20 protein-coding genes, 3 pseudogenes and 1 riboswitch are annotated in these 26,141 nt (G+C 37.7%); of the genes and pseudogenes, 5 read left to right on the top strand and 18 right to left on the bottom strand.

The annotated features are described in order from the left end of the window. Positions 1-16 precede the first annotated feature (16 nt). Positions 17-216, bottom strand: a riboswitch (cobalamin riboswitch). Between the two features lie 296 nt (positions 217-512). Further along, the gene (locus BUB77_RS17580; protein WP_073278156.1) at positions 513-1,679 is read right to left on the bottom strand and encodes an alpha/beta hydrolase; all 1,167 of its coding nucleotides are present in this window, start codon (positions 1,677-1,679) and stop codon (positions 513-515) included. Between the two features lie 479 nt (positions 1,680-2,158). Here BUB77_RS17580 and BUB77_RS17585 point away from each other — a divergent pair, with 479 nt between their 5' ends. Next, positions 2,159-3,148 carry a DMT family transporter gene (locus BUB77_RS17585; protein ID WP_170866682.1) on the top strand — a complete coding sequence of 330 codons (990 nt, stop codon included), beginning with the start codon at positions 2,159-2,161 and terminating at the stop codon, positions 3,146-3,148. A 381-nt stretch (positions 3,149-3,529) separates the two neighbouring features. On the opposite strand, the gene BUB77_RS17590 is transcribed toward BUB77_RS17585, so the two are convergent. The 3 genes from BUB77_RS17590 to BUB77_RS31020 all read right to left on the bottom strand — a co-directional run bounded on the left by BUB77_RS17590 (position 3,530) and on the right by BUB77_RS31020 (position 6,854). After that, positions 3,530-4,108: a uracil-DNA glycosylase family protein gene (locus BUB77_RS17590; protein ID WP_073278158.1), complete on the bottom strand. Its 579-nt coding sequence runs from the start codon at positions 4,106-4,108 to the stop codon at positions 3,530-3,532. Between the two features lie 762 nt (positions 4,109-4,870). Then, entirely contained in the window at positions 4,871-6,766 is a 1,896-nt protein-coding gene (locus BUB77_RS29185; protein ID WP_084124390.1) for a family 43 glycosylhydrolase, read from the bottom strand. 16 nt (positions 6,767-6,782) lie between these two features. Then, positions 6,783-6,854 carry a carbohydrate-binding protein gene (locus tag BUB77_RS31020; protein WP_408606409.1) on the bottom strand — a complete coding sequence of 24 codons (72 nt, stop codon included), beginning with the start codon at positions 6,852-6,854 and terminating at the stop codon, positions 6,783-6,785. A gap of 374 nt (positions 6,855-7,228) precedes the next feature. On the opposite strand from BUB77_RS31020, the gene BUB77_RS17615 reads away from it, so the two are divergent. Continuing rightward, positions 7,229-8,569 carry a DUF4317 domain-containing protein gene (locus BUB77_RS17615; protein ID WP_073278160.1) on the top strand — a complete coding sequence of 447 codons (1,341 nt, stop codon included), beginning with the start codon at positions 7,229-7,231 and terminating at the stop codon, positions 8,567-8,569. Between the two features lie 323 nt (positions 8,570-8,892). Here the strand turns inward: BUB77_RS17615 and BUB77_RS17620 are convergent, their stop codons facing one another. The 9 genes and pseudogenes from BUB77_RS17620 to BUB77_RS17660 all read right to left on the bottom strand — a co-directional run bounded on the left by BUB77_RS17620 (position 8,893) and on the right by BUB77_RS17660 (position 20,619). Beyond that, positions 8,893-9,867, bottom strand: a complete 975-nt coding sequence (locus tag BUB77_RS17620) for a J domain-containing protein (RefSeq protein ID WP_170866683.1) — start codon at positions 9,865-9,867, stop codon at positions 8,893-8,895. Between the two features lie 316 nt (positions 9,868-10,183). Then, positions 10,184-11,020 carry a transglutaminase domain-containing protein gene (locus tag BUB77_RS17625; RefSeq protein ID WP_073278162.1) on the bottom strand — a complete coding sequence of 279 codons (837 nt, stop codon included), beginning with the start codon at positions 11,018-11,020 and terminating at the stop codon, positions 10,184-10,186. Positions 11,021-11,314: 294 nt separating this feature from the next. Beyond that, entirely contained in the window at positions 11,315-12,667 is a 1,353-nt protein-coding gene (locus tag BUB77_RS17630) for an MATE family efflux transporter (protein WP_073278163.1), read from the bottom strand. Between the two features lie 235 nt (positions 12,668-12,902). Further along, positions 12,903-13,772 (bottom strand): annotated as a pseudogene (gene larC, locus BUB77_RS17635) (nickel pincer cofactor biosynthesis protein LarC); the annotation flags it as partial. Positions 13,773-13,895: 123 nt separating this feature from the next. Further along, positions 13,896-14,648 carry a nickel pincer cofactor biosynthesis protein LarB gene (larB, locus tag BUB77_RS17640; RefSeq protein ID WP_073278165.1) on the bottom strand — a complete coding sequence of 251 codons (753 nt, stop codon included), beginning with the start codon at positions 14,646-14,648 and terminating at the stop codon, positions 13,896-13,898. A 258-nt stretch (positions 14,649-14,906) separates the two neighbouring features. After that, a complete protein-coding gene (gene larE, locus BUB77_RS17645) occupies positions 14,907-15,734 on the bottom strand; it encodes an ATP-dependent sacrificial sulfur transferase LarE (protein WP_073278166.1) in 828 nt (275 codons plus the stop codon). A gap of 51 nt (positions 15,735-15,785) precedes the next feature. After that, the gene (locus tag BUB77_RS17650) at positions 15,786-16,664 is read right to left on the bottom strand and encodes a DUF362 domain-containing protein (RefSeq protein WP_073278178.1); all 879 of its coding nucleotides are present in this window, start codon (positions 16,662-16,664) and stop codon (positions 15,786-15,788) included. Positions 16,665-17,081: 417 nt separating this feature from the next. Next, positions 17,082-19,379: a beta-L-arabinofuranosidase domain-containing protein gene (locus BUB77_RS17655; RefSeq protein ID WP_073278167.1), complete on the bottom strand. Its 2,298-nt coding sequence runs from the start codon at positions 19,377-19,379 to the stop codon at positions 17,082-17,084. Further along, positions 19,369-20,619, bottom strand: coding sequence for a dicarboxylate/amino acid:cation symporter (locus BUB77_RS17660; protein ID WP_073278168.1), 1,251 nt, complete (start codon positions 20,617-20,619; stop codon positions 19,369-19,371). Before BUB77_RS17660 ends, BUB77_RS17655 begins: the two co-directional genes overlap by 11 nt. A gap of 387 nt (positions 20,620-21,006) precedes the next feature. Between BUB77_RS17660 and BUB77_RS17665 the strand changes: the two genes are divergently transcribed. Then, positions 21,007-21,837, top strand: coding sequence for an AraC family transcriptional regulator (locus BUB77_RS17665; protein ID WP_207650846.1), 831 nt, complete (start codon positions 21,007-21,009; stop codon positions 21,835-21,837). On the opposite strand, the gene BUB77_RS29505 is transcribed toward BUB77_RS17665, so the two are convergent. Both BUB77_RS29505 and BUB77_RS17670 read right to left on the bottom strand, forming a co-directional pair. Continuing rightward, positions 21,776-22,027, bottom strand: coding sequence for a hypothetical protein (locus BUB77_RS29505; protein WP_139241226.1), 252 nt, complete (start codon positions 22,025-22,027; stop codon positions 21,776-21,778). The genes BUB77_RS17665 and BUB77_RS29505 overlap by 62 nt on opposite strands. A gap of 423 nt (positions 22,028-22,450) precedes the next feature. After that, complete coding sequence (locus tag BUB77_RS17670) at positions 22,451-22,675, bottom strand: hypothetical protein (RefSeq protein WP_073278169.1); 225 nt, start codon at positions 22,673-22,675, stop codon at positions 22,451-22,453. A gap of 114 nt (positions 22,676-22,789) precedes the next feature. On the opposite strand from BUB77_RS17670, the gene BUB77_RS17675 reads away from it, so the two are divergent. Beyond that, positions 22,790-23,029 carry a helix-turn-helix transcriptional regulator gene (locus tag BUB77_RS17675; protein WP_073278170.1) on the top strand — a complete coding sequence of 80 codons (240 nt, stop codon included), beginning with the start codon at positions 22,790-22,792 and terminating at the stop codon, positions 23,027-23,029. Between the two features lie 544 nt (positions 23,030-23,573). Here BUB77_RS17675 and BUB77_RS17680 read toward each other — a convergent pair. Further along, positions 23,574-24,710, bottom strand: coding sequence for an acyltransferase family protein (locus tag BUB77_RS17680; protein WP_073278171.1), 1,137 nt, complete (start codon positions 24,708-24,710; stop codon positions 23,574-23,576). A gap of 172 nt (positions 24,711-24,882) precedes the next feature. Between BUB77_RS17680 and BUB77_RS31025 the strand changes: the two are divergent. Beyond that, positions 24,883-25,031 (top strand): annotated as a pseudogene (locus BUB77_RS31025) (IS256 family transposase); the annotation flags it as partial. Positions 25,032-25,084: 53 nt separating this feature from the next. Here the strand turns inward: BUB77_RS31025 and BUB77_RS29515 are convergent. Both BUB77_RS29515 and BUB77_RS17690 read right to left on the bottom strand, forming a co-directional pair. Then, positions 25,085-25,762: pseudogene (locus BUB77_RS29515) on the bottom strand (IS256 family transposase); the annotation flags it as partial. Positions 25,763-25,869: 107 nt separating this feature from the next. Beyond that, positions 25,870-26,141: transposase (locus BUB77_RS17690; protein WP_170866684.1), on the bottom strand; the 272-nt coding region annotated here is incomplete at its 5' end.

A 26,141-nucleotide genomic window follows, 5' to 3' on the forward strand; every position in this document is an offset into this window, starting at 1 on the left:
TTTGCTCGGAAGCGTCATCGTTCTTCTACATAAAGCAGGTTTCCTGACTTGATTTTCAACATCCTCTTTTCCTTCTCATAGCTTTGCTACAATGGATTAATAAAGAAGGACTCCTATCTTACAGTGACCGGATCGTTCAGGTTTCTCACCTGATTCCCTTTTAAAAACACAAAATTTTTATTTCTTTGGTGTTTCACTTTATATAGTATTCAATTCCTAAACATACTATCATTATAGCAATTTTTTGTCAACTTTTAAGGATATGATTTCACGGAAATCAATTTTGTAAATACTTATACAAATCACATCCTTAGAGCCAGCAAAGATTTCTAGTCTTGGCAGGCGCGATTGGGCCTTGGCAATGTACTCTGGGCTCTCCCCAAAGCAAAGCCGGAGGTCACGCTAACAAACCCATCCAGGAAGAAGCATAACCGCCCCAACAGACGGTCATGCTTCTTCTGCACATTGTTTGCTATGAATACATTGATTTTTGCAATTCACTAAGCAGTGTCCTAGCGATCACTTGGGCGAGGTGCGGCCGGGCCAAGCCCGATCGAGCAGAGCCAGTTCAGCGCCACCTCGTGCAGCACATTGATGTTGTCAACCTGACAGTGTTCTAATCCGCCAAGTCGCCTATCCTCTATTGGAAAGAACGTCTTGTTTTTTGAACCTGACTGCTCGTAATTCTTCAAGGCTTGTGTCAGCGGATTCGGCTGGACCAATATCTCTTCCGCGCCGTGGATCACAAGAAGCGGGCATTCTATCTGGTGGAGCACACCTTCGAGATTGTAAGCAAAACGCGGATTTCCCGCAAAGTCATCCAAGCTTTCTGCCCCAAGAATTCTCATGCCATGTGCGGCCAGACTCGGTGGCATCCATTTAAGCATTGCATCCCAGTCGAATGCGTGGGTGCCCCCGTCAGAGATGACAGCGGCAATCCTGTGGTCGAACGAAGCAAATCTCAGAGAGTCGTATGCCGCAAAGCTCTCACCATGCACAATGATCTTATCGGGATCGACTTCCGGCCGTGTTAAAAGGAAGTCGATTGCTCTTGAATGGAAAGCTTCGCTGTCAGCTCGCCTCCCTTTTCCCTTTTCATACATAGATAGACCGGTGCCAGGCTGGTCATAGACCAGAAAGTTGTATCCACACGAAATAAAAGCCGGGCCCAGCCAGAAATAGTTCTCAATTGACCACTCATCACCACCGTTGAGAGCGAAAACAGTCGGCTTCGGACCTTTTATCCAGGTGGGGGAGAAGAAGTACCCATCCAGCTTGACATCCTCGTAATCGACTTGGACCTTCTCCGGGTGAATATCAAAGTATTTTCCGGCAGCTTCGAAAAGTTCATTTACCTTCTTAAATAGACGGATTTTCTCAGTGTCATCACTCATCACAGCATATTCCGCAATTCGGTAGTAATTGCAAGCGCGAATATAGCAGTTTCGTGCTGTATACCAGTTTCCAATGGCTTCGGACTCCTTTCCGTGCTTTTCCAGGGCCTGAGCCGTTATAAGCCATTCCCGATGCCATGTATCCTTATCATTTGGGTCGATTTTTTTGCAGGCTTCGTAGATCTCGGTGACATCCGTAGCACCGAGACTTGCCATACCCAGGGCTTTGGTGACTTGGTATGACATCATGTAGTTATTTGGCCAACGGCTGAATTCAATTGACATTGCAATATCCTCCTTTTCCAGTTCTAGTGATTACTCATTGTTGTATTTTTCGAGCTCAGGTAAATTTTACAAGGCAAAAATAAAGCTTCCCTTAAAAGAAGATATACAGGAACAGTACAGCCATTAATCTTGCAATACGATATTGTCGCATTTTATTCGCTCACCATCGCTCCAATAAGGTACCAAAGTACCTTATTGAAAATAGTATATCACAATAGTTCGCAATATGCAATACTATCCATGTTTCTTTCACATGTCTATTTCACTACCCGCATGAACTGGCTTCATGTGTATTCTATTTTAAATTATATATTGCAACTGTATTGACCAGGATTCTGAAATACATTATAATAGAACAAGTTTGACATAAATTAGTAATTGATAGAAAAAAGTCAGGTAAGTGTGAAAGAATAAGCTTTCACACTCCATTATTTATGGCAGTACCGCAGACAAGTCTGCGGTATGCAATGGGAGCAAGTGTGAAAGAAAAACGCTTTCACACTCCATTATTTATAGCAGTACCACAGACAAGTCTGCGGTATGCAATGGGAGCAAGTATGAACGAAAGAAAATCAAAAAAGCTACCTTGGATATTGCTATTCTTTGGAATCGCATGCATATCCATATCGGCCTTCTTTGTAAAGAAGGCTCATGTCAATGGCATATCTGTTTCATTTTATAGGGTATTTTTTGCTACGCTGTTCATATTACCCTTCTATATCCGGCAAAAAAGTAAGGACATGAATTTGAAAGGAATCTGCCTTTCATTACTGGGCGGCATGTTTTTCGCATTTGAACTGATATTCTGGAATACGGCTGTGATTGTATCCAATACGACATTTCCCACATTGATTGTCAATCTTTCCTCGGTATGGGTCGGGATAGGGGCAATGATACTTTTCAGCGAGAAGTTGAACCTCTTCCATTGGGCGGGCAATATTATTGCAATTCTTGGGGTTGCTATAATCATTGGTATCAATAATATCATACATATGAAAATCGATACCGGCTTTGTATTTTCCATTATTGCAAGCATATTTCTTGCTCTGTATCTTTTGTCAGTAAAAGAAGTCAGGCAGAAAAACAGCACGATTCAAGTCGTCTTTTTCACTTTCTTAGGGTGTACCATTACATTATTGATTTGCTGCATTGCTACGGGAAGCACGTTATATGGTTTCTCCCTGCCATCCTGGGCCTATTTATTATGCCTGGGCCTGATTACACAGGTTGGGGGATACTTTTCAATCAATTATGCCCTTGGTTATATTGATTCGTCCACAGTTTCAATACTTACATTGCTTCAACCGATACTTACCGCTGTATTTGCCGTAATCGTCCTGAATGAAGAGTTCACGGTTCACCATATAATCGGCGGGGTCCTGGTATTGGCAGGGCTTGTTATTGCGCTGCTGTTTAAAGATAATAGTCATTACAAGAAATCGATATCAAAAACGGACAATATACGGTAGGGAATGAATCCAGCCTCAACCTGTCACAAGCGGCATTAGACACCATTATTATATATACACAAAATAAAACCTCCTGACTTTTATCAGGAGGTTTTCAAAATAATTTAACTGATGCTTCTATTACTGCTCCGATAGTTGACTATTTATCTCATTAAAGACAACTAAGTTATAACCATTAAAATCTAATGCATGCTTTTCTAGTGAAGGAAACTCTCCATTATCTGACCAAACCACTGTCACCATCTTAGCATTTTGAGAAAACATATCCCAATTATCATCGCTTAATGAAGTTTGATAATTTTTCCAAAGATTTCTATAGTTTTCATGTTGATTCTCAGGAATAGATAAGAAATACTTCTTCCAACAGGTTATAATGATTCCTTATAAGTTCTTTACCACAATTTCCTTTAGAACAGGCAAAACATCCTTTTCAAACCATGGATTTTGTTTCAACCAGCCAAGATTTAAAGGAGAAGGATGAACCAATGGAAAATATTCCGGTAAATATTTTTGAAAATTTCTCACTGTTTCAGTTAAACTTTTCTCACGTCTTTCATTTAAATAATATTTCTGGGCATAGCTACCGATTAGAATTATGCTTTCAATATTTGGCATCTCATCCAGTAAACGTGGATGCCATTTTTCTGCAAAGCCTTTTCTAGGTGGGGCATCACCGGTTTTTGCTTTTCCTGGATAATAGAAATCCATAGGCAAATGAGCGATGCGATTCGTACTATAAAATATCTCGCGAGATACTCCCATCCACTCTCTTAAACGGTCACCACTTAAATCATTCCAAAACAACCCCGTTGCTTCTGCTTTACGTCCCGGTGCCTGTCCAACTATGGCAATGCGAGCATCTACAGAAGCTTTAAATAATGGTGGAATTTCCAGTTTTGTATAGGATTCATTCATTGGGTCAGCCATAATTTCTTGTTTAATTTTTTCAAATATCATCATATTTCACTTCCATTGTATTTTGATAATAAAATAAGCAAAATCCCTTATATTATTAATCGGAGGAAATGTATAACTTTATTTCTTTCGACCGATATTCCTATGAGCAATATCAAAAGTGATTGAAGCAATAAGAGAACTTGCGCAAGCAACTAGCAATAAGATTCCCATTACAAATCTGCCCAATGACTCAAAGCTCTCGTTTGTTACACTGTACATGGTAATAAAATTGTATATCATAAAAGGAAATAATACAATTGCCGGTATATATTTCACATATCTTATTTTCTTAAACAATAGATTTAATATGAAAGTTATTATAATCGCTGTTATGGATATTAAAATCAATATGATACCAAAATTCATAAAAATTCCCCTTTCTTTATTCGTTTATGATTAGACAAATGAAATAACCGATATGTTCCATAACGCCTGCCACCATTCCTTCTTTCTCTCTTTCCAAGCATCTACATATTTTCAAGTTTCTATACCGTCTACTCAAGCTTGGCAAAATTCTCATTTTCCAGTATCGGGACCTCCGCTCTCATTAATCTGCGGAAATCCCAATCCATAGAAACCCTTTATTTCAAGCCTTTTCCGTCCTCTCTATTTCGCCACCCTTGACATCTACTGTCTCAACATACCTTGAACAGTCAAAAAAGATGCCACTTAAACCCGGTGGGGTCTAAGCGGCAGGTTAATATTATGCAATTTTTATTAACAGTTCTTTTTCATTGTCAGTTAACTATATGTCATCTCAAATGCCTACCTCTGCCAGAAGGTGGCATCATTTCTGCCCTGGGAATCGGTGACTGATTCGCAATACAATAATCCATCGCGATGGCGCATATACCTTCCTGGATAATTCTTGGACTCAAAGCTAACAGCAGAAGACATGGCCAAGCCCGGACGTATGTACCATGTGGCATCATCCTTGAACAGCTGCGAATTGTCATTGGAATTCAGCCAAATCTCCCCATTTTTATGCCTCAGATAGCAGCCTGGGAAGTTCACAGACTCCAGGGATACTCCATTGGCATCAGCCAGCCCGGGAACCAGCTTGAACTTACTGTCATCAAAGGGGGTGACATTCGAGTCTATATGTCCTCGGCCATTGATGTGCCGTATGAAGTTAAGGGAAATATTTATGGCTTCAAATCTGGAGTAATCAACCTTGACAGTTCCTGAAGGCTCTGCCAATATGGCACCATAAGCCGTCGGAGTTCCAAATACGGGATAGTCTCCGCTCCACGTGAACCTTTGGGCTCTTACACTCCTGTTTCCCCATCCTCCTCCGGAATTTTGGAAGGCATGGTATACTATCCAGTCCTCAGTACCGTCAGGGGATTTGGTAAAGGTGTTATGCCCTGTTCCATAAGCAGTTTCTGCCTGACTGAAAACAGCAGTGCTGTTTTTTACCCATGAGGAAGGATTCAAAACGTTGCCATCTGAACATGTAATTCTTCCGAGGCAGTAGTCATTCAACCAACTGGCACTTGCAGAATAGATAATATGTATTTTGTCGTTCTTCATCAGCACCTCAGGCCCCTCGTTGATTGCCGAACCGTTCTTTTCCCAATCATAGGTGGGAGTAGAAATCATGACCTTTGCACCGCTTATGGTATAAGGATTGCTCATGGGAGCTATATAGAGGTTCTGCGGAGCCGCCGCACCATTCTCACAGCCTGACCATACAAAATACAGAGAACCATCTGTCTTTTGCAGAACAGTAGCGTCTATAGCCCATTTATCGTCCGAGGAGGTCACCTTTCCTCTGAAGGTATAGGCTCCCTGGGGGTCCTGGGAATTGCTCTCCAGGCAATACATACGGTGATTGATATTCTGTCCGTCATCTGCAGCAAAGTATATATACCATTTTCCATTGATGTACTGGAGCTCCGGTGCCCATATTTCATTTGAGTATGCAGTTCCTGATGGAGCATTATAAACCTTCGCCAAAGGAGCACCGCCGATGTCCTGCAGTCTTTCGGTCTTTGCAACACCTATTCCCCCACTCATGGTTTTACAGTAGTAATAATAGCCGTCCTTGAAAACTACAGACGGGTCGGCCGCTGTGGGTGCTACAATAGGGTTTGTGAAGGTTACTGCTGAACCGATATAAATCTTAACGGATGACATCTGGTCATTGACTGTGTCGCCGACATAAGAAGAACTTGAAGTATAGGTCCATTTTGTTCCACCGAAATTGTCATGCTCATATACTTCTACAGTCCAACCGTTTGGAACCTTTAATGATGTCATCCAATCATTAGGAATTCCATTTGCGTTCAACTGAGCCAGTGTATAATCGCCTGCTCCAAGTGTTATTGCTGTTCCACCATAGTTTATATCTTCATAGAATGTCACTCCGTTTGTTGCCGGTGGTAGTGTAGGTGTAGGAGTAGATCCGCTGTCGCCTGACTGCCATAAAGCAGGAACATTGGATGGTTCCCAGCCTACCAGGGAAGTATGTGCCTGAAGACAGCTATAAGTACTTCCGCTATATGTTACCGTATCACCTGCTGCATATGCAGTATTCGGAGCCCAAGCCCCTCTAGCGGCTGCACTTGTCCGGATTGTAGTAAAAAAACCGAACAATAATGTAAACACCATTACCAGTACCAGAATTTTGCCAAATGATTTCTTTCTTAAAGCATGCATTTATATCCTCCTCATCTTATTTTGCTAATCCCCACAATGCAGGAACATTGGATGGTTCCCAACCTGTGAGGGATGTATGTGCCTGCAAGTATAATCAGGAATAACATTGGCACATTGTATAAATATCCCAATTCCATTATATAGTTTTTTAATATTTCAATAATTAGACAATCTTGTCATTTATTGTTCAATTTTGGTGAATTATCATAGATTTTATTTAATATAGGCGCTATTAAAAATACACAAAATCGAATAGGAGGCTACCCATTAGTTGGATAGCTGACCCTCCATTCGCAATACATGTGCCTTTTCGAGTATATTATGTTCTGTTAGCTTGTTAGTTTATTGGCTTTCACAGTATAATTAATTTTTTCATTCATTTTTTTTCTTTTATGTTTTATAATAAAGGAACTGGGTCTTTTATTTTTCTTAAAAATGCCAATAAATTATGGAGGGTTAGCTATGAATAAAAAAGAAATATTTGAAATAAAAAATCGGTTAAAGAAAACCGGTTGTACTTTCACTAAAATGTGTGGATGTTACGTAAATTCTGAAAAAGAAATCGTGTTAAAACTAAATGAAACATTTTTAAATCTGGATGAAGAAGAATTTTACAAATATCTAGAAATTGCAAAAAAAACACTTTCAGGAACTCTTGGAAATAATCTACTTGAACTGGCCTTTCCCCTGGAAGAAGAAAAACAGGGTGGCAAACAGCAGTTTTTAATGGGACTCAGAGAAAGTAAATTAAAGAATGAGGAACTGTTAGAGCCCTTCTATCAGCTTATCATAGACAGCTATGATTTTGCAGGGAATTACCTGATTTTAGTTTTTCATGACGCTTATGATGTCATGACGAAAACATCGGATAACCGCCGATTAGATGAATCGGAAGAAGTATTTGAATATCTGATTACAGCAATCTGTCCAGTCGCACTGACCAATCCGGGACTTGGATATTTGGAAGATGAAAACAAAATCGGACCAAGAAAAAGGGACTGGGTTGTTGGAGCACCTGTGAACGGTTTTATCTTCCCGGCATTTACAGATCGCAGCACCGATATTCATTCGCTTATGTTTTACGAGAAAAATCCTGTAGAACCTCACAAGGAATTAATGGAACTGGTATTAGGCTGCCCAGTAAAAGCCACTGCCACCGAAAAGAAAAATATCTTCCAAAATATTATTAAAAACTCGGTAGCTGATTCGGAAAAGAGCACCAGGATTTTTAGTGATATTCAGGAAAGTCTTGGCCAGCTGGCGGAAGAGCAAGCAGCGACTTCGGAGTCCTCGGAAAATCCGGTTATTTTGACCAATGAAACCGTTCAGGAGATTTTGGTTGAAACTGGTTTGCCAGAAGATCTTATATCAAAAATTGAAAGTGCCTATACGGAAAATTTTAGTGAGGAACCGCCTGCAGTTGAACATTTAATTGACAAAAAAGTTTTAGCGGAAAACGAAAAACGAAAAGTGGAAAAGGCGTTGGTAGAAAAAGTCCAAGAACTGCAAGGAAAACTGGAAGAAGCAACTAAAGGTACCGGTACTTTACCTTCCTATAATAATATAGATACCCAATCAGAAGAGGTATCAGATTTCGGATATGATAACAATCTAAATGGTAATAACCTGAATGAAAATATATCGAATGATGACAGCATCAAGGAAAACTATGATATCGTTCTTCATGTAAAACCCGAAAAAAAGGATCAAATCAAATCACAGATTATTGAAGGTAAGAAATATATTATTATTCCTATTGAAGAATATGAACAGGCAAATGTGAACGGAGAAATGATTTCTTAAAGGAATATTAATATAAATGTCAACAGCAGGCGGATATTCCGCCTGTAAAAAATCCGTATGAATTAATACTTATTCAGGGCCTCCTATGATATAATATTTTACCATAGAAGACCCTATAAAATCATATTTACAGATAAATTTTCACAGACTCGAAATATTTTCCCTGACTCTAGAATCTTGTGCTCCATTAGGTCATGGCAATAAGGATTTTCTTTCTGACCTAAGCTTTGTAGCATTGCAAGTAAGTTTGTATAACTGTTTTGCAATTTTCTTTTAAATTTACATTTACCGGCAATTAATAAGCAATCAATAATTTATTATTTCTATTTTATCTCTTTGAGATAAGAATCATAACTGTTTAAAACACCTTCTATAGCTACATTTTGGTCAGAATTAATCTCTGGCTCTTCGATTTTATCCATACGAAGATATAAATCAATGTTTACCCTGACGGCATATGGACGGATGTTTCGCTTTACCTCCATGGTACTTACTACAAATTTCACCTGCGCCAAATGCTTTTGAAGAATGGGAATGATCACATAATATAGAGAATCTTCCGAAAGAGAAAGGTGTCCTAACGAAACTCCTTTCCCATCAGAAACCATAATCCGGTTGTTCTTTAGAGAATCTGCATACAATAGGTCCCCGTTTTTCAGCTTTAGCATAGCACGGAATATCTTGCTGTCCCCTTTGGTTCCCAAAAATGCCTGAACCTTGTATATATGCCTTTTTTCTTCATCTCTTTTTATGGGACTGGCAAGCTTTTTCAAACAGGATACCGGCAGGATATACTGACCTGCAAGCTCATGAAATAATTGTACCTGATAGGGAAACCGCTGCGTCTTTAAATCATATTCATAATCCTGAAAGATACCATTCTGATGCTCTATTTTTTCCAGTAATTCCAATACTGCCTGATTCAGACTTTTCAACAGACAATCAAATTCCTCTAAATCAGGATCCCATTCATATCTTCCTCTTGTAACTTCTATATATTCTTTTTTATGGTCTTCCCATAAAATCATATAGATAGTTCTCCCTGTAAAGGCATTTTCCACGACCCTGGCTTTCCATACAGGGGTGGCTGCAGGTATTTCCTTACCTTGCATCGCATTTTCACGAAGTATGGAATAAGCCTCATTAATCAGTTGTGCTTTCTTGATATGCTCCGGTTCATCCGACCCTACCGCATCCGGATGATATTGTCCTATCTTTTTTCGGAACTTCTGCTTGATTGTCCTGACATCGTCCTGTCTGATAACTCCCAGAATACTTGCTGCTTCCTGTATCGTCATTTCCATTTTTCCCGTTTCTGTCATATCTTTGCAGGGTTTGAAAATATGAAGTCTTTCAAGAGTGAATTCTCCCTTTTTGATACAACTGTTTATTTCAATACTAATTCCTCACCATCTGCAAGTATCATGCTTCCCTCCACCTGAAACTGCCCTGCAATTTCACGGTCGAATAACTTTTACATAGACATATGATAGGGTATGCTATGCTTCGCACTTACTAATCGTACGGCTTTCATGGCATCCTCCATAGTCATGGTCCGGCTATTCTTGCCTGCTATACTTCCCACATAGAAAGTTTGTAATATGAATTTAGTATTTAATTTCTCATCTCATAACTTTCTATTGCAATAGGGTATTTTATATTAAATGCATTTGTTCGGTACATGGAATCTCTTCGGTGATTAATAAAATCATTATTATTCTTTAGAAAATAGTCATATGTCAAAATCTGTTCCCCTGTATCTGTAATCGGATCATCCCATGTTAAATCAAGGTTATACCACTTATCACCTACCTGAACAATATTCCACGAATGTAAATTCCCAGCTGCCCAGCCTGTTATTACCCTGGTCATAACACCTGCGTCTGTTAATAGCCGGTAGGCAGCAAGCGTATATCCGTCACAAACTGCTGATTTGCCAATAAGAGCATCGTAAGCCGTATGCTTTTTTAAAGTTTGGTCATAGATAGTTTTTTTTATTATATAATCATGGACTTTCTTAACCTTTGCATAATCGCTTTTCCCATCCAGTTTTAGAGCCTTAAGGACTCTTTTAATCTCTGTATCAAGCTTTTTCTCCTGGCTTACTGTATTTCTGTATTTAACTGTTAAATTCAAATCTGCTGTTCTTCCATTAGTGTACCATTGCCAGTTAGTCGCCCACTCACTTACTGAAAACCTCAAATAATCTCCATCTTTTGAGGTTTTTTTACTGTCTATATCAGCGGCTTTATTCAGTAAATCTGAATTTCTTTTGATTTCATTCATAACCTCAATATTCATCTCAATACTAAACTTCTCTTTATGAGCTAATATATTTTTCCGGATAATCTGATATACTTCCTCTTTTGATGTGTATGATTTAGCATCAACTGTGACAGGTGCTGCTAATATACATATCATAAAAATTATTATAAGAACTCTTTTTTGCATATTTTCTCCTTTGTAATAGTCCATCTATAAGCTTCACATAACTGCATCAGTCTTAAATGAAGGCTATACTTCTACTAAATATTCCAAAATATATTGTTTTATATAGCAGAACAAATCACTTCTCCTCTCTTGATATAATAATAAATATTAACTATTATATCAATTGTTTGCTCATGATACTTTCAAAATGCTGATTATGTTATTTGATTTCCTGACTTCTTGATACAATTATGCTTCACTTCTTATGCTGCTGTCAATTCATATCTATTACAAGGCCAATGTTCTATGTTTAAACTAAATAGCATGAAAGCTCATCCATTTCTCACTTTTGTAATGCCATTCATATATAACAGCCTTTACAATCCAGTCAACAAACATGGCTGCCCATGTACCAAGCATACCCATATGTAATCCCTCTGCAAAGACATAGGAAAGAGCAATTCTGCAAAAAATCATTGAAACAATGCTTACTGCCATAGGAAACTTAGCATCTCCTGCCCCTCGGAATACTATAGGAAGCATGTAACTGGAGGGCCATATCAAAATCATTAAAGCTGCATGTGCGATAACAATTGTCCATGTCATGGTATTTGCCTCAGCTGATAAGTGATATACTTTTAAAATCAACGGCATACAGGCCAGTACTATAGCAGAGCTGATAACAAAGCACATATGCATCAGGACTCGAACCTTCTTTTTGTAATACTTTGCCTGTTCGTAATCACCTGCACCGATACATCTTGAAATAATAACAGAGAGGCCAAGATTCATTGCCATGCCCGGAAGAACCTCAAACATAACAATGGTTCCGGAAACAGAGTTTGCTGCAATAGATGTCGTTCCAAAGACAGAAACAATACTTAACACCACAAGTCTTCCTAAATAGAACATTCCATTTTCAAAACCAAAGGGTGCCCCGATATTTAAAATTTTTTTCAGCATAAAAAAATCGAAACGAGTGGTTACAAAATTGGTAATTCTTAACTCAAAGTCTTTTCTATATGCTAAAAATAAAATAATCAAAGCTGCTCCGGCTCTTGAGACCAGCGTTGGAATTGCAACCCCGAAAACCCCCATATGAAATCCTGTTACAAGCAGCGCATTTCCAGCAATGTTCAAACCATTCATAAACAGCATAATTTTCATTGGCAGTTTTGCATTTCCCATCGTTCGAAATATCGCCGCTCCCGCATTATAAAGTGCAAGAAACGGAACAGACATTGCTACTATAATAAAATACTGGTTTGCTGCATCTTCCACCTCTTTCGTAATTGAGCCGAACAGATTGTGCAGAATGAGCGGCTTGCATAAATAAAGTAATACAGTGATGATAAGAGCTAACACAAACGATGCCTTTACCAGCTGATTTGCTGCCTTTTTCGCATTATCTGTTTCTTTCCGTCCCAGATACTGACCTGCAATCACAGCTCCTCCGGTTGCCAGAGCTGCAAAGATACTAATAATGAGTGCCATAACAAAGTCAACTAATGAAACCCCTGATACAGCGGCTTCGCCAACCTGAGCTACCATCATGGATGCTGCCATTCCAACGGTGTATTCCAGCCCCTGCTCAATTGTCAGCGGTAAAAATAGTGAAAATAAATCGCGGTTTGTAAAAAACCGCTTTTTTTCTAATGTTGATTCCATTAAAATTACTCCTTGTCTTTTGTAATCTCATCATATCTTTTAGGTATAAAAGAGCAATTTCAGTTACTAATCACTTCCATAACTTAAACTTATCCGAAATTATAATTTATCCTTATCCTCAAGTAAGGTTTGTATTACATCAGCAAATTCTCTTAGATTCTCTGTATCTTTCCCCTTTTTCCAAAACGCGTAATAATTCAATTGAAAATCACAGCTTTTATATTCTATCCCTAAAAGTACTTTCGATTATCATCGCCCTTAAGATACTTGGCCGCTCATACTTACGCTTTCCCGCACCAATTCCAATCTTTCGTATATGAAATTCACTCGGCAGTATATCCAAAGTCTTTATAGCTGCTACAATTGCAGCACCTGTTGGTGTGATAAACTCACCCTCCATCTCCATAAGCTGAAGATTCAAGTTATGAGCCTGTATGATATTAACTACCGCTGGTACAGGCACCGGCAATAATCCATGCTGGCACCTTACCATTCCATGTCCTTCATATAACTTTGGAACAATAACCTCATTTATATGTAAATTATCAAGACACACAGCTGCGGCAACAATATCAATTATAGAATCTACGGCACCTACTTCATGAAAGTGTACCTCCTCTAAAGGACGATTGTGGGCTTTGGATTCTGCCGCCGCCAATATTGTAAAGATACGCAATGCAAGTTTTTTTGCCTCTTCTGTTAACTTACCCTGTTCAATTATTTCACGGATTTCATGCATTCCTCTATGCTCATGGGGATGGTCATACATCTGGTCATGGTTATGAGTATGGTCATGGTTACTATTTTGATTATGGTTACTATTTTGATTACTATTTTGATTTTGATTTTGTTGATGGTCTTTACCATGCAGATATTCCATGTCATGATCATGATTATCGTGGTCCTTGTCTAAAATCACATTAAAATCGCAAGCATCAATTCCTGCTTTCATAACTCTGCTTATTTCTATACGATAACCTTGAAGAGGGAGACTGTTTACCGCTTCTAAAAGAATCTTTTGATCCGCACCCAAATCCAGCAAGGACGCAACCATCATATCACCGCTAATGCCTGAATAGCATTCCAAATATAACGAATTACCCATTTGTAATCCTCCTTTTGTAACTTTATTTTTAGCCCAATATGTTTAAAGTACCTGAATAAATACTTCAAGTATTTATTCACATCTGTATCTAAATACACCAATATTATTCTTGGTATGATAAAATTAAATTTCAGCTTTAACAGCAAGCCTATTAATCTGTGTTGCCATATATCCAGCTCCGTAACCGTTATCAATATTTACAACTGCAACTCCATTTGCACAGGAATTAATCATTGTCAATAATGCAGCAATTCCATTCATATTAGCACCATAACCCACTGAAGTCGGAACAGCAATGACTGGTTTATCTACAAGCCCGCCAAGTACACTTGCCATAGCCCCTTCCATTCCGGCTGCCGCAATAACACAATTCGCTTTTTGAATAACCTCAAGTTTTGCCAACAGGCGATGTAATCCGCTCACGCCAACATCATAAATTCGTTCGACATTACTTCCGAAATATTCCGCTGTTTGTGCTGCCTCTTCCGCTACAGGAATATCGGCAGTTCCAGCCGTACATACTGCAATTTTCCCAGTTCGTATTTTATCTTTTTTTTCAATTTTAATAATACGGGATAGAGGATCGTACACAGCTTCCTGACATTCTTTATGAATTAGTTCATATTGGTCCTTCGAAGCTCTGGTTCCTAAGACCTCCCCCTCTTTCTGATATAATTTTTTAAAAATTTCAAGTAAATGCTCGTCGGATTTGCCACTGCAGAAAATAACTTCAGCAAATCCGGATCTTATTTTTCGGTGAGTGTCCAACTTTGCATAGCCAAGTTCCTCGAATGGTTCCCTTCGAAAAAAGCTTTCAGCATCTTCAATTGATATCTCGCCTTTTTTTACTTTTTCTAATACCTCTTTCGCTTCCATACCTTCCTCCAAAATAGTAATTTATTTCGATCGAATCCACTTATTTTTTTACTATAGATAAAAAGCTACAAAAGCAAAATCACCTTCCGGTCAATTTCTGCCTTCATAGCTTTACTTCTATAATTAAACTGAAAAAAGCGGAATATCTTATATACAAAAATTGAATATAATTTCTGTTATTTATTTGCTCTTGTAACTTACATCAGCTTTTGACAGATTCTATTTTCAATATGTCTTTCATATTAACCCATAAATAAATCATTTAAGCGTCTTTTCCTCAGATGAAAGTACCTCATTCATACTTCCGGTTCGATATCCTGACATATCAAGTGTAACGTAGATAAATCCAATCTGTTTAAATTTATTGCTTATATTATCCATCACCTTAATATCAAAAAATTGTTCTCTTTCTTCAGGTGAAACTTCTATTCTTGCAATATCTCCGTGATGTCTTACACGAATCTGGCGAATTCCCATATCAAGCAAAAATTGTTCTCCCTCTTCTACCATTTTCAGCTTCGGTTTTGTAATTTGAGTTCCATAAGGAAATCTGGAAGAAAGACAGGCAAAAGCAGGTTTATCCCATGTAGGCAGATTCAATTTCCTAGACAGTTCACGAATATCCTCTTTGGTAAGTCCAGACTCTTTAAGCGGACTTACTACATTTAATTCTCTTGCAGCCTGCATTCCAGGTCTATAGTCTCCCGTATCATCAATATTGGAGCCGTCAAAAATATATTCGACTCCATTATCCTTTGCAACTCGTGCTATTTTTGTGAACAGTTCTTTTTTACAGTAATAGCAACGGTTTTTGGGATTCTGTGCAAAACCTTCGATATCTAATTCTTCCGAATTTATTATAATATGTTTAACCCCCATATCATTAGCATACTGAATCGCTTCTTTTAATTCACGTTCTGGATATGTTGATGAGGTGGCAGTTACAGCTATAAGTTTATCACCTAACACTTCATGGGCAGCATATACTAAAAAAGTGCTATCCACCCCTCCCGAAAATGCAATAGCGGCACTACCTCTGCTTTTTATATTATCTTGTAATAATTTATATTTTTCATCTAATGACATATTTACTAACCTCCTGTATCTATTTCTAACTTATCATATACTGCTCTGTTATTAATTAATTGAGACAAGTTCATATTCTCTGGAGCCCAGTCCTAATTCAGCAGCAGTTTCTACCGTATGGATACCATGAAGTTTCTCCATTCTCTCAATAAGAGATACTTTACCTGTATCCGGTGAATTATAGATTGCATCTACACAAGCCTGATCCAAGGCCACTGGATCTGCAGATGCAAAGATACCTATATCAGCCATTTCAGGGTCATGAGGGTTAGAATCACAATCACAGTCTATGGATATCTTATTTGCAACATTAATATACACAATATTTTTGCTGCCCATATAATAAATAACGGATTGATCAGCTTCTGCCATTGATTCCAGAAATGAGTCCTGGTCGGTCGTAAAAGCATCTTCAAACCTTTCACTCTTTGCAGCTGAGTGTATCCATATCTTTCCGTGAGAGGATGCAAGCCCAATAGACATATTTTTCAATGCACCTCCGAATCCGCCCATTGCGTGCCCTTTAAAATGAGATAGCATCAACATAGAATCATATTTTTTAAGATGTGCTCCAACAAAATTTTCTTTCAGATGTTTTCCCTTCAAAACAGGAAGTGGTATTTCACCCTCTTCATCCAAGATATCACAAGGCGCAATAGCCTTAAATCCGTGCTCTTCAATAGCTTTCCAATGATCTTCTGACATACTTCTCCTACCTGGATAGGCTGTATTACACTCGACAATAGTACCTTCCAGTTTTTGTACTAATTCCTTTATAAGCACCGGACTCAAAAAGTTATGACCCCCAGGTTCTCCTGTAGAAATCTTGACTGCTATTTTACCATTAAGAGTAACACCCATAGCTTCATAAATTTTAATCAGACTTTCAGGTGTAATTTCATTTGTGTAATAAACTTTAGATTTTTTCATCATAATACCTTCCTTTCATGCTCAATTTGTTCCCTTTTCTTCCATAGAGTACTTAATATTCTGCTTTAATTTTTGTTTTTTATTTGCCAGGCTGTTAATGAGTCTATAGTACAAATAAACTTATACAAATTTTTAAGGCAGAAATATATTTACATTATAACCATAGCACTTGGAGTTAACTTCAAGTCAATAGGTTTTTATTATTTTATTATTATTTTTCCATAATCAAGTAAAATGCTAAAGTAAATTCTACTTTGCAAGACTAAATTCATTTTGAAAGAGTAAATGGGGGCTTATATGATACACAAAAAATCCATGGAATGCTGCCAAAACAATGTTTCCATCATTTACAGCATTTCATGGATTTAGTAAAATTATTAAGACTCCAAAATATCAAAAACACAGTATACGATACAATTAATTATTTACTTTGAAATATGCACTATACTTTTGATGATATATCTGATTGAGCGGAATAAAAACGTTTCCCTCCAGCTCGAATGAATTGCCTCCATCCTTCACTTTCATCTTATCGCAAATCGTATTTTCATTGATCGAAAGATTCATATACTCCGGATTATCGCTGAGCGCAACCAATAATAACGGACCATAAAATATTCCTGCTATAGTTGGATCATCTGATGTTCGGTGCAAGTGAAATGAATATGGTAACTGAAGTTCTATTTCATCGTTATTCCAAAAGCGATCGATTTCAAAATATCCATCATTCAACTTCACATCTTGTAGAATTTCTCCGTTTATGCTTATTACAACTGGTTGAACCACCCAGGATGGTCTCCTTAACTTCAGTAAAAACTGCGCTGCACCCTTTACTCTGAAGGTTACTTTTGTCATATATTGTGCTCTAGTTGTTTGAGAAATCGTCACTGCTTTTTCATCCCAAGCGACTTCCGATGGAATATACAGATTCACATACAATGCAGCCTTATCTTTGAAATAAATGGCATCGGTAAAACCAAACGGATTCTCCAGCCCTGTTCCGTGACAGCATGTATTCTCAAACGTATCAAATTTCTTCTGTCCTGCAGGAGAAAGTGGCATAAAATAGGTAGTTCCACCACTTGCTTCATGAAAATCGCAGGCAGACAAGATGTGATTCACGAGCACATTTTCGTAATAATCCATGTAAGTGTGATTCGGTATGTGTGTAAATAAATCCTTGGTCAGCTTAAGCATGTTATGAGAGGCACAGCTTTCTGCCGTCTTCGTTGTAATATAAGAAGCGATGGCTCCCTTTCTATTAAACATTTCATTCTCGCCAACTCCACCTATATGATAAGCATGGTCTTGTGTAACAATGTGCCAAAAATTATTCGCGATATCAAAATATTTGCGATTGCCTTGCGCTTCAAAAAGCTTCAAAGCTCCTATAATTTGCGGAATGTGCTGATTAGCATGCATATTGTCAAGTGTATCAACTTCCTCACCCATTGGATAATACAACTTATCGTTATTAAAATAGTTGGCAGCTACTAAGAACTCATTAATACCCGTTTCAAAATATAAGTTTGTCAGAACTTCACTCATTCCCCCGAATTCACCTGCAATGTAAATAGACCACATTTTATCAAGTTTTTCCTGTGGCAGAACACTGAGTCGATTGTATACCCATTTTCCTAACCGTGTACAAATCACAAGCGCCTTTTCATTATTGGTTAGGCGGTATGTATCCAAGAGTCCTGCCATTATCTTATGCAAGGTATAATATGGTGCCCAAATCGCCGGGTATCTCTCAAACTCTTCCAATCGATCAAACTGTTCTTCCGAGTATGCACTTAAAAATCCATCATGAAACCCATCCATCGAAGAAAGTGATTTCTGGCACTGTTCCAGTTCGTTTACCATATAGCAAAGTTTCTTCTTGATTTTATCATCTTTCGTGCAAGCATATGCCTTAGCAAGCGCAGATAGATAATGCCCTGTCGTATGTCCCTTTAGGTTACATTCCGGTGCATCCCAGCCCGTCATCTGAGGTGCTCCTTTTGTATCAAGGTTAGCTGCTACCTTGAAGTTATAGAGCATTTGGTCGTCATCGATACTCAACAGATATTGCAAAAATGTATTTTGTGCATGGATGAATTGCGATCCCTCCAACAGTTTCACACTCTCACCCGGAAACTCAAATACACGTTTCTTGCTGTCTTTTGATCTGTCCTCTGCCATCTGTTCTAAAATCTTTATATGCGCTACCGCCTTTAATTCCGTATTTTCAACACAGCCAAATATATCAAAGTTTCCTGGCATATCAAAGCTTTTCGATTCAAAATCATCCCACTTAACTTTTTCTACACTAAAATTATCATCTTCTTTTTCAACAATTACGAAAGCAGGAAGCTTAACAATATCATTCATACGTATATCTACATGAACCGGGAGGATGCTTCTGATATCATGTGAGGCTTCCTGTTCAATTACTGTTACAAGAAACTGTTTTTCAAGCGTCGCATCTTGAAAGGTAAGTTTCGCTGTCAGGGGAACCACGCGGTCTCCGACCCCAAATGTTGGCCTTGTGATCTTTCCCTCATCACTTACAAATAGGATTTCTCCCGAGTGCCAAGTGATTTTAGATCCAAGACTTCCCTCCGAAGGCAAATCTAAATCCGAATCAACCGTATTTAGATTCCCAAGATAAATTCCTGCAGCATCATGTTCAAGTACATGTTCAGCACCCATATCTCCGTCACTAATTTGCATTTACTTCTTCACCTTTCATACCCAAAGTTGTATTAATCCATTTCTTTCCTTCCGTTAATTTGGCAACCACCATAGCAATAGCTGGCTGGCTTGTAACGCTTGTTGTTGTACAGAAGGGATCTGTAATAGTACCCATAATAACAAGAATCGGAACTGCTTCAATTGGTAAACCAAATGTTGTACAGATAAACATTTCACCAATGAATCCACCACTTGGAATGGTTCCAACAATCATACCACTGATCAAAGCAACAAGAACTGCTTTCGCCGCATCGGAAGCTGTAAAATCTAAGCCAAGTGCGCCAAACAGGAATACAATCTTCATAATCTGAACGATAACAACACCGTCTTTGTGAATAAGTCCTGCAAGAGGAATAACAAGGTTTCTTGTTTCCTTTGGAATACCCATATTTTCAGCTGCTACTATGTTTGCAGGCATACTTGCACTGCTACTGCATGTTCCGGCTGCTGTCGCCATTGGCAGCCAAATGTGTTTCCAGTAACGTTTCAAACCTTCTTTTCCACCACCTACAAAAGCGGTACAAGAATGGAATATAACTACATATAATACGCAGAATACAGAGTAAATTATTGACAAACGAACAATTGACCCAATAACTTGCGTACCCATGCTACCGATTAGTGATGCGAAATAACAAGCGATACCAACTGGTGCATAATACATGATAATCTGAACAAATTTGCCGATAACTGCGGTTGCACTCTTTAATAGATTGGCAACCGGAACACCTTCCTCACCTGCCATACCCACAGCAACACCTGTCAGAATCGAGAAGATGATTAAAGGTAACATGTGGGAAAGAGATAGTAAATCGGTAAAACTAGAAACCGTTAAAATTGAATCAAATTGTATCGCAGTATTGGTTGTTGACGCATCAAATGAAGTTGATAGATCCAGTGTCGCCCCCTGAGAAGGATTAAAAATAAAGACCGTAAGCAATGCTAAAAAGGAGGAAATCAAACCTGTTGCTACGATAACACCAACTAAAACACTAAGTGTCTTTCCCAACTTCCGTAGATTGGCCATCCCTGCAATTGAGTTAGAAATGGAAACGAAAACAAGCGGAATAATAATACAAAATACAATATTCAAAAATATGTTAGCAAATGGCTGAAACACAGATGCTTTAGGTCCTAGGATTATTCCTAACACTGCACCTACTAATACACCTGCCAATAAAATTAATGAAAATCGGTAGTTTTTCAATACACCTGACATAATAATTCTCCTCCAATATATTTTTCACAGATACCCCAGCCCTTGTATACACCAGCAATTCTCGAGCATTGCTGCCATAAGAGTTTTTGTACAATTTCACCAAATACAGGCATCTGTTGATACGCCTATTATACATCTTGACAACAACCATCAAAACAGCTATTATTGATGACAAATACAACATTATTAACTTTTGTTATATAACATTATTATCTAAAATAAGTGTGTTTAAGCTGTACCAATCAAGCAATTTTCTTATAACACGCTAACTTCAAGAGATTTGTATATAACAAAATTAACAACTATATAAGGATGGTAAAAGTCAACATGTTATATATACACTACCTATGCCCTCCGCTGCCCCATTTAATCTGTGGCGGTCTGTCCATGTTTCGCAAAGGTGATATTCACGAAAGAAGAATCATGCAAAATGCCTTTGATCTTATTTTTGTACGCTCCGGAAAACTATACATGGACGAAAACAACCAAAAATACGTTTTGGAACCCGGTGATTATTTGATTTTGCCACCAAATAACATTCACAAAGGCTACAAAGCTTGTGATGAGGAAACGATGTTTTCCTGGTTACATTTTTATACTGAAGGTCATTATGCGTATTCGAACGCCGCTGCTACAAGCAAGCTCGATAAACTGAACAAATACAAGTATTATAAAAAGGATGAATTCATCATATCTGTTTCACAGCATGGCACCATCAACCCAGAAGATTTCAGTGCTCTGGAACGCTATATGGAGAACATATCCCAAGTAAAAATCGATAAATTTCAACGTGAAAAGCTGTTTTACCATTCAACTGTTTCCGAACTTGAAGGTCAAATATATTTTCTGAAAATTTTATCTTTACTCAGTTCCATGGGTTCTGATAAAAAAAAGGATTTTGTTTCAGATATTTACGATTATCTTGTTTCAAATTACCAGCAATCCATAACACTGGAGAATATATCACAAATATTTTCTTTTCATCCCGCACACATCATCCGTTCCGTCAAAGGACGTTACGGAATGTCCCCGTTACAGTTACTTCTGGAAATCCGAATCAACGCTGCAAAGCAGCTATTAACAGACTCTGACAAGACAATCCATCAAATCGGCGAAGACGTCGGGTTTGGTGATTCTTCCTATTTTACAAAGCAGTTTAAGAAGAGAATTGGAGTAACACCATTAGAATATCGAAAATCCACACAAAAAAAAGATTAATAATCGTGCTGCCTCTAAAGGAAAATTCTCTGTGGATAATGGCTTTCAACAAAGTCTCACGTACGGCATCTTCTGATGCTGTTGCAGATGTTGTTCCATCATTCGTATTTGCAAATGCCATGATTTCATTTTTGAATTTAGACGTAAAATTTTCTCTTAATTCAATGGTTTCACTTTCATGCAGCTTCATAATATCACTCCTTATATCACTTTCCCTCTGTATCTATCACTTTACTAACACCACAAGTGATAGATACAGAGGGATTCTTATGATATTATTCTGCGGTTTCTTGTGGTTAAACCCGGTGGAGCTTTGGTGGCAGATTAATATTATGCAATTTTTAATTTGTATTAGTTTATCACTGTATTAACAAAGGACAATTATTTTTTATTGGATTTGTACGGTTTTCTGATGATTTCATCAGTAATTTCAACTAAAGGTGGAGCATGCATCATGGCAATCTACGGCTTCACAAACATCCGAACGAACATTGTTAAAAATAGTGCTCACTAGTATTAGCATCGTCATCAGCTACCCGTATTTCAAAAAATCAATTAACGAATGCTTCCGGCAATCTGTCTGGCAATATGTTTTCTGACGCTCTAGTTTGAATTAATCTCTTACTTTTTGACTTTCTGGTAAATCTTCATACATACAATAATATATTCTAAATGCCATCATATCTCGCAGTTCTCTAAAGCCTGCCGCTTTAATCATTTCTAATATTTTTAAATTAGTATCCAAACCGGTTATCCTGATACCGCATATAATTTCCCATTCTTTCTTATGTTCCAATGACCATAATGTAAGTTTTTCATTATATTGGTTCCCTTGCAATTTTTTTGCCTCCTTTTTTTATTTGTAATCGTAGCATTACAATTATAGTTCAAATTTTTGTTAATATCAACTATATATTGTAATCCTATAATTACAAACTTAAGGAGGGGAAATATGTCACAATGGTTATATCAAGACTACACTATCGGCAGTGCATTGAAAAAACTTCGCACTCGTGCCGGGTTATCACAAGAACAAGTTGCTTCCCAATTACAGATAATGAACTGTAATGTTTCGAGAGCGATGTATGCTCAGATGGAGACTGGTTCTTACGGTATACGTATTAGTGTTTTAGTTGCTTTAAAGCAGATTTTCAAAGCTGAGTATGAAGAATTCTTTGTGGACTTACCGTAGCATAGGTAAGTCCTTACAAAAAAATTATAGCTAATTTAGCTGTAAAACATAGCCACCCTAATAATGGTCGTTAAAAGTGTAAATCTATTAAGTCCACACCTTTTAATTTTTATTACCCAATACTTTTAGCTCCTTAACCTACTTTATGCATTAGATTATGAATTTCAAATGCCTTTAATGTTACATAAGTATAAGCCTCAACATCCTCTAATAATTCTTTCTAGTATTTTCTCCCTCTTTAGCCACACTCTTTACTTATCTTCATATCATTGCTTATTACGATACCGCCAAGTATTTTTCGCTGAAAAAAAGGGCTAAAATCGGCATTTTGTCCTGATCTTAGTCTCATTTTCCAACTTCAAAATACAGTATTTTGTAATTAAGTCCTACTTTTTGCTTTCCGTAACACAATGCTGCATCAGAATCACTGTCTCAACGTGCCTTGAACGGTCAGAAAAAATGCCGCTTGTAGCCAGTAGCCCATGGAGCCAGGATTCCTAGATGATAAGGTGTAACAGCTTTCTTTGGACTGTTTTTTAAATCATCAGACAATGTTTTCAAGAATCGTTGTATTCGTTTTCGTTTTTTTTCTCTGTATACCGAAAAGTATACCTATGTATCGACTCCGTCTTAATAATTCATAAATTAAAAAACAAAATGAATAGCTCGCTATTACAATAATAAAAAACTTGAAAACCGGAGATAAATTGAATTTAATTACATTAAAGCCTATGGCTGTGAGGATTACCATATGAATTACATAAATTGGGTAACATGCAGTTGATAGATACTTAAGAAATCTCGAATTCTTATTTATATAGCAGTTGAATAGACCTATCAGTGCATAAGCCGGAATTATCTTTAAAAGCTTTTCTATAAAGGCAAATGAATATATTCCAAATGTACTTTCAATATCACTATTTTTATATCGGAAAAATAAGATAAACATGAAAACGGACAATGCGAGGTAAATCCATTTATCTCTATTCAGAGCTTTTATATATCTGGCGTCCGTCGCAAAAATACAACCGATTAGAATTAAATAGAAGTATGCAATCGGATTTTTCTCATTAAGTATCTCAATCAGATATATAAAGCAATAAGGAACAGCGAGTAAACATAAAACCACTGGTTTAAAGAAAAAAACTGCTAAGGAATTCCTTATTCTTTCAGATTTATTTGACTTTAACCATAGAAAAAATGGTAAGCCCATTAATGAAAAAATAAAAAGATATAAAACAAACCACAAGTGCGCAGGTGTGTAGCCGCCATTCAAACCATCTAAACCACCCACATTTTTAGTAAAAAATCCTATATAATGCTCCGTAAAGCTCTCGCTATCACCTTGATTCATACTCCAGAAATAAGTCATGATTGGATTTAACAATATACTTCCTGTTAAAAAAGGCAATAACAATTTCTTGAAACGTTCAGATAAAAATGCCTTTATACTTCTGCTTTGCAGCGAGTAATAAATCGTAATACCAGAAAGAAGAAACAGAGTTGCCATATTAAAACGATCAAGTACACCACCAATATTATTAAAGGCCAATACATTTGTCATATCTTTCACATACATTATCGCTTCTGGATTCTGATTGAAAATGATAAAAGCGTGAAAGTGAATAATAGTAATCACAATAAGCGTTCTAAGCCAATCAATATCATAATTCCTCTGCATCCAAGACCTCTTTCCATATATTTCCATTAGGCACAGTATAGCAAACTACTTTGATTTTTCCAAGAGGCACTATAGCCATCTTAGTTTCTATAATATTCACCCCTTTCGGGGTTAAAGATACTTGGTTGCTATGTGGTTAAATACTTGCATAGGTACGGTGGAAATAAATAGTAATAAGACTGTATTTCCGACAGACGACAGCCTGCTAAAAATGCTGTACCTAGCAACATGGATATCACTAAGAAATGGACGGGAAACCGCCAGGACTGGGGACAGATTCATTCCCAGCTTGAGATATTTTTTGAAGAACGATTATCCTAAAACAAGGTATTTAGGACTGTCAGAGAAGAGTTTTACTTGACAACCCTAAAAACCAACCAGAACTTCGCACTTTCGTTTTCGCCGACATACATCCCCAAAACATCCTTACGTCCACTCATATCAATGCCAATGGCGATGTAGGCAGCCTTTTTTACAATTCGCCCTTCGCTTCTGACATGAAAATGTATGGCATCCATGAACACTACAGCATAGATTTCTTCTAGTGGTCGTTCTTGCCATTCTTACACGATAGGGAGTATTTTGTCAGTAATCCGACTGATGGTACTGTCTGATATATCTACTCCATAAAGCTCTTGCATATGGCTCTCAATATCTGCGGTTGTCATTCCTTTGGCATACATAGATATGATTTTTTCCTCCATATCCTAGGTCAAAGTGTTTTGATATTTCTTAATGATTTTAGGTTCAAACTCCCCATCTCGGTCGCGGGAAACATCCAGTTCCATGTCTCCATAGCTGGTATATAATGTTTTTGAGTTATAGCCATTTCTGCTGTTATCTGTTTCTTTGTTCCGGAAATCGTACTTGGAGTAACCCAGTTCCTCATCCATTTCGCCATCCAGACTACCTTCCAAAATGACAGACATCATTTCTCTCATGAGAGCATTGACGTCTGTTCCATTCTTAACTGGATTTTCTTTCAGGTATCCATTAACCATTTCACGTAGTGCCTGTCTTTCGGGAGATTCGTCCCTTCTTCTCTTTGCCATAATATAAAACCTCCAAACTGAGTAATTTTATTTTATATCAGTTTGAAGGTTTACACAAACTTTGGGACACTCCCACTTAATAGGGTACTTATTAAATGGTCGCTGTACTAGTGTGAAGCCAAATCGATAACTGGTCTTATAAGCTTTGGATATAAAGATGCCAACTTTATTCTTGCATCTGTTGTTTTAAACTGCCATTGTACAGTTGCTTTGCTACTGTTACGCTCTTGTTCCCAAGCAGATAGCTGCTGGCTTAGTTTTTCAATCTCTGATATTCGCCGTTTTAAACACTGCCTTGTCATGACATTCAGTTCTATTTCAGCTATATTGAGCCAGCTTCCATGCTTTGGGGTATAATGAATTTCCAGCCGTTTTGCCA

The sequence above is a fragment of the Anaerocolumna jejuensis DSM 15929 genome (assembly GCF_900142215.1).
In the GTDB taxonomy this organism is placed as follows: domain Bacteria; phylum Bacillota; class Clostridia; order Lachnospirales; family Lachnospiraceae; genus Anaerocolumna; species Anaerocolumna jejuensis.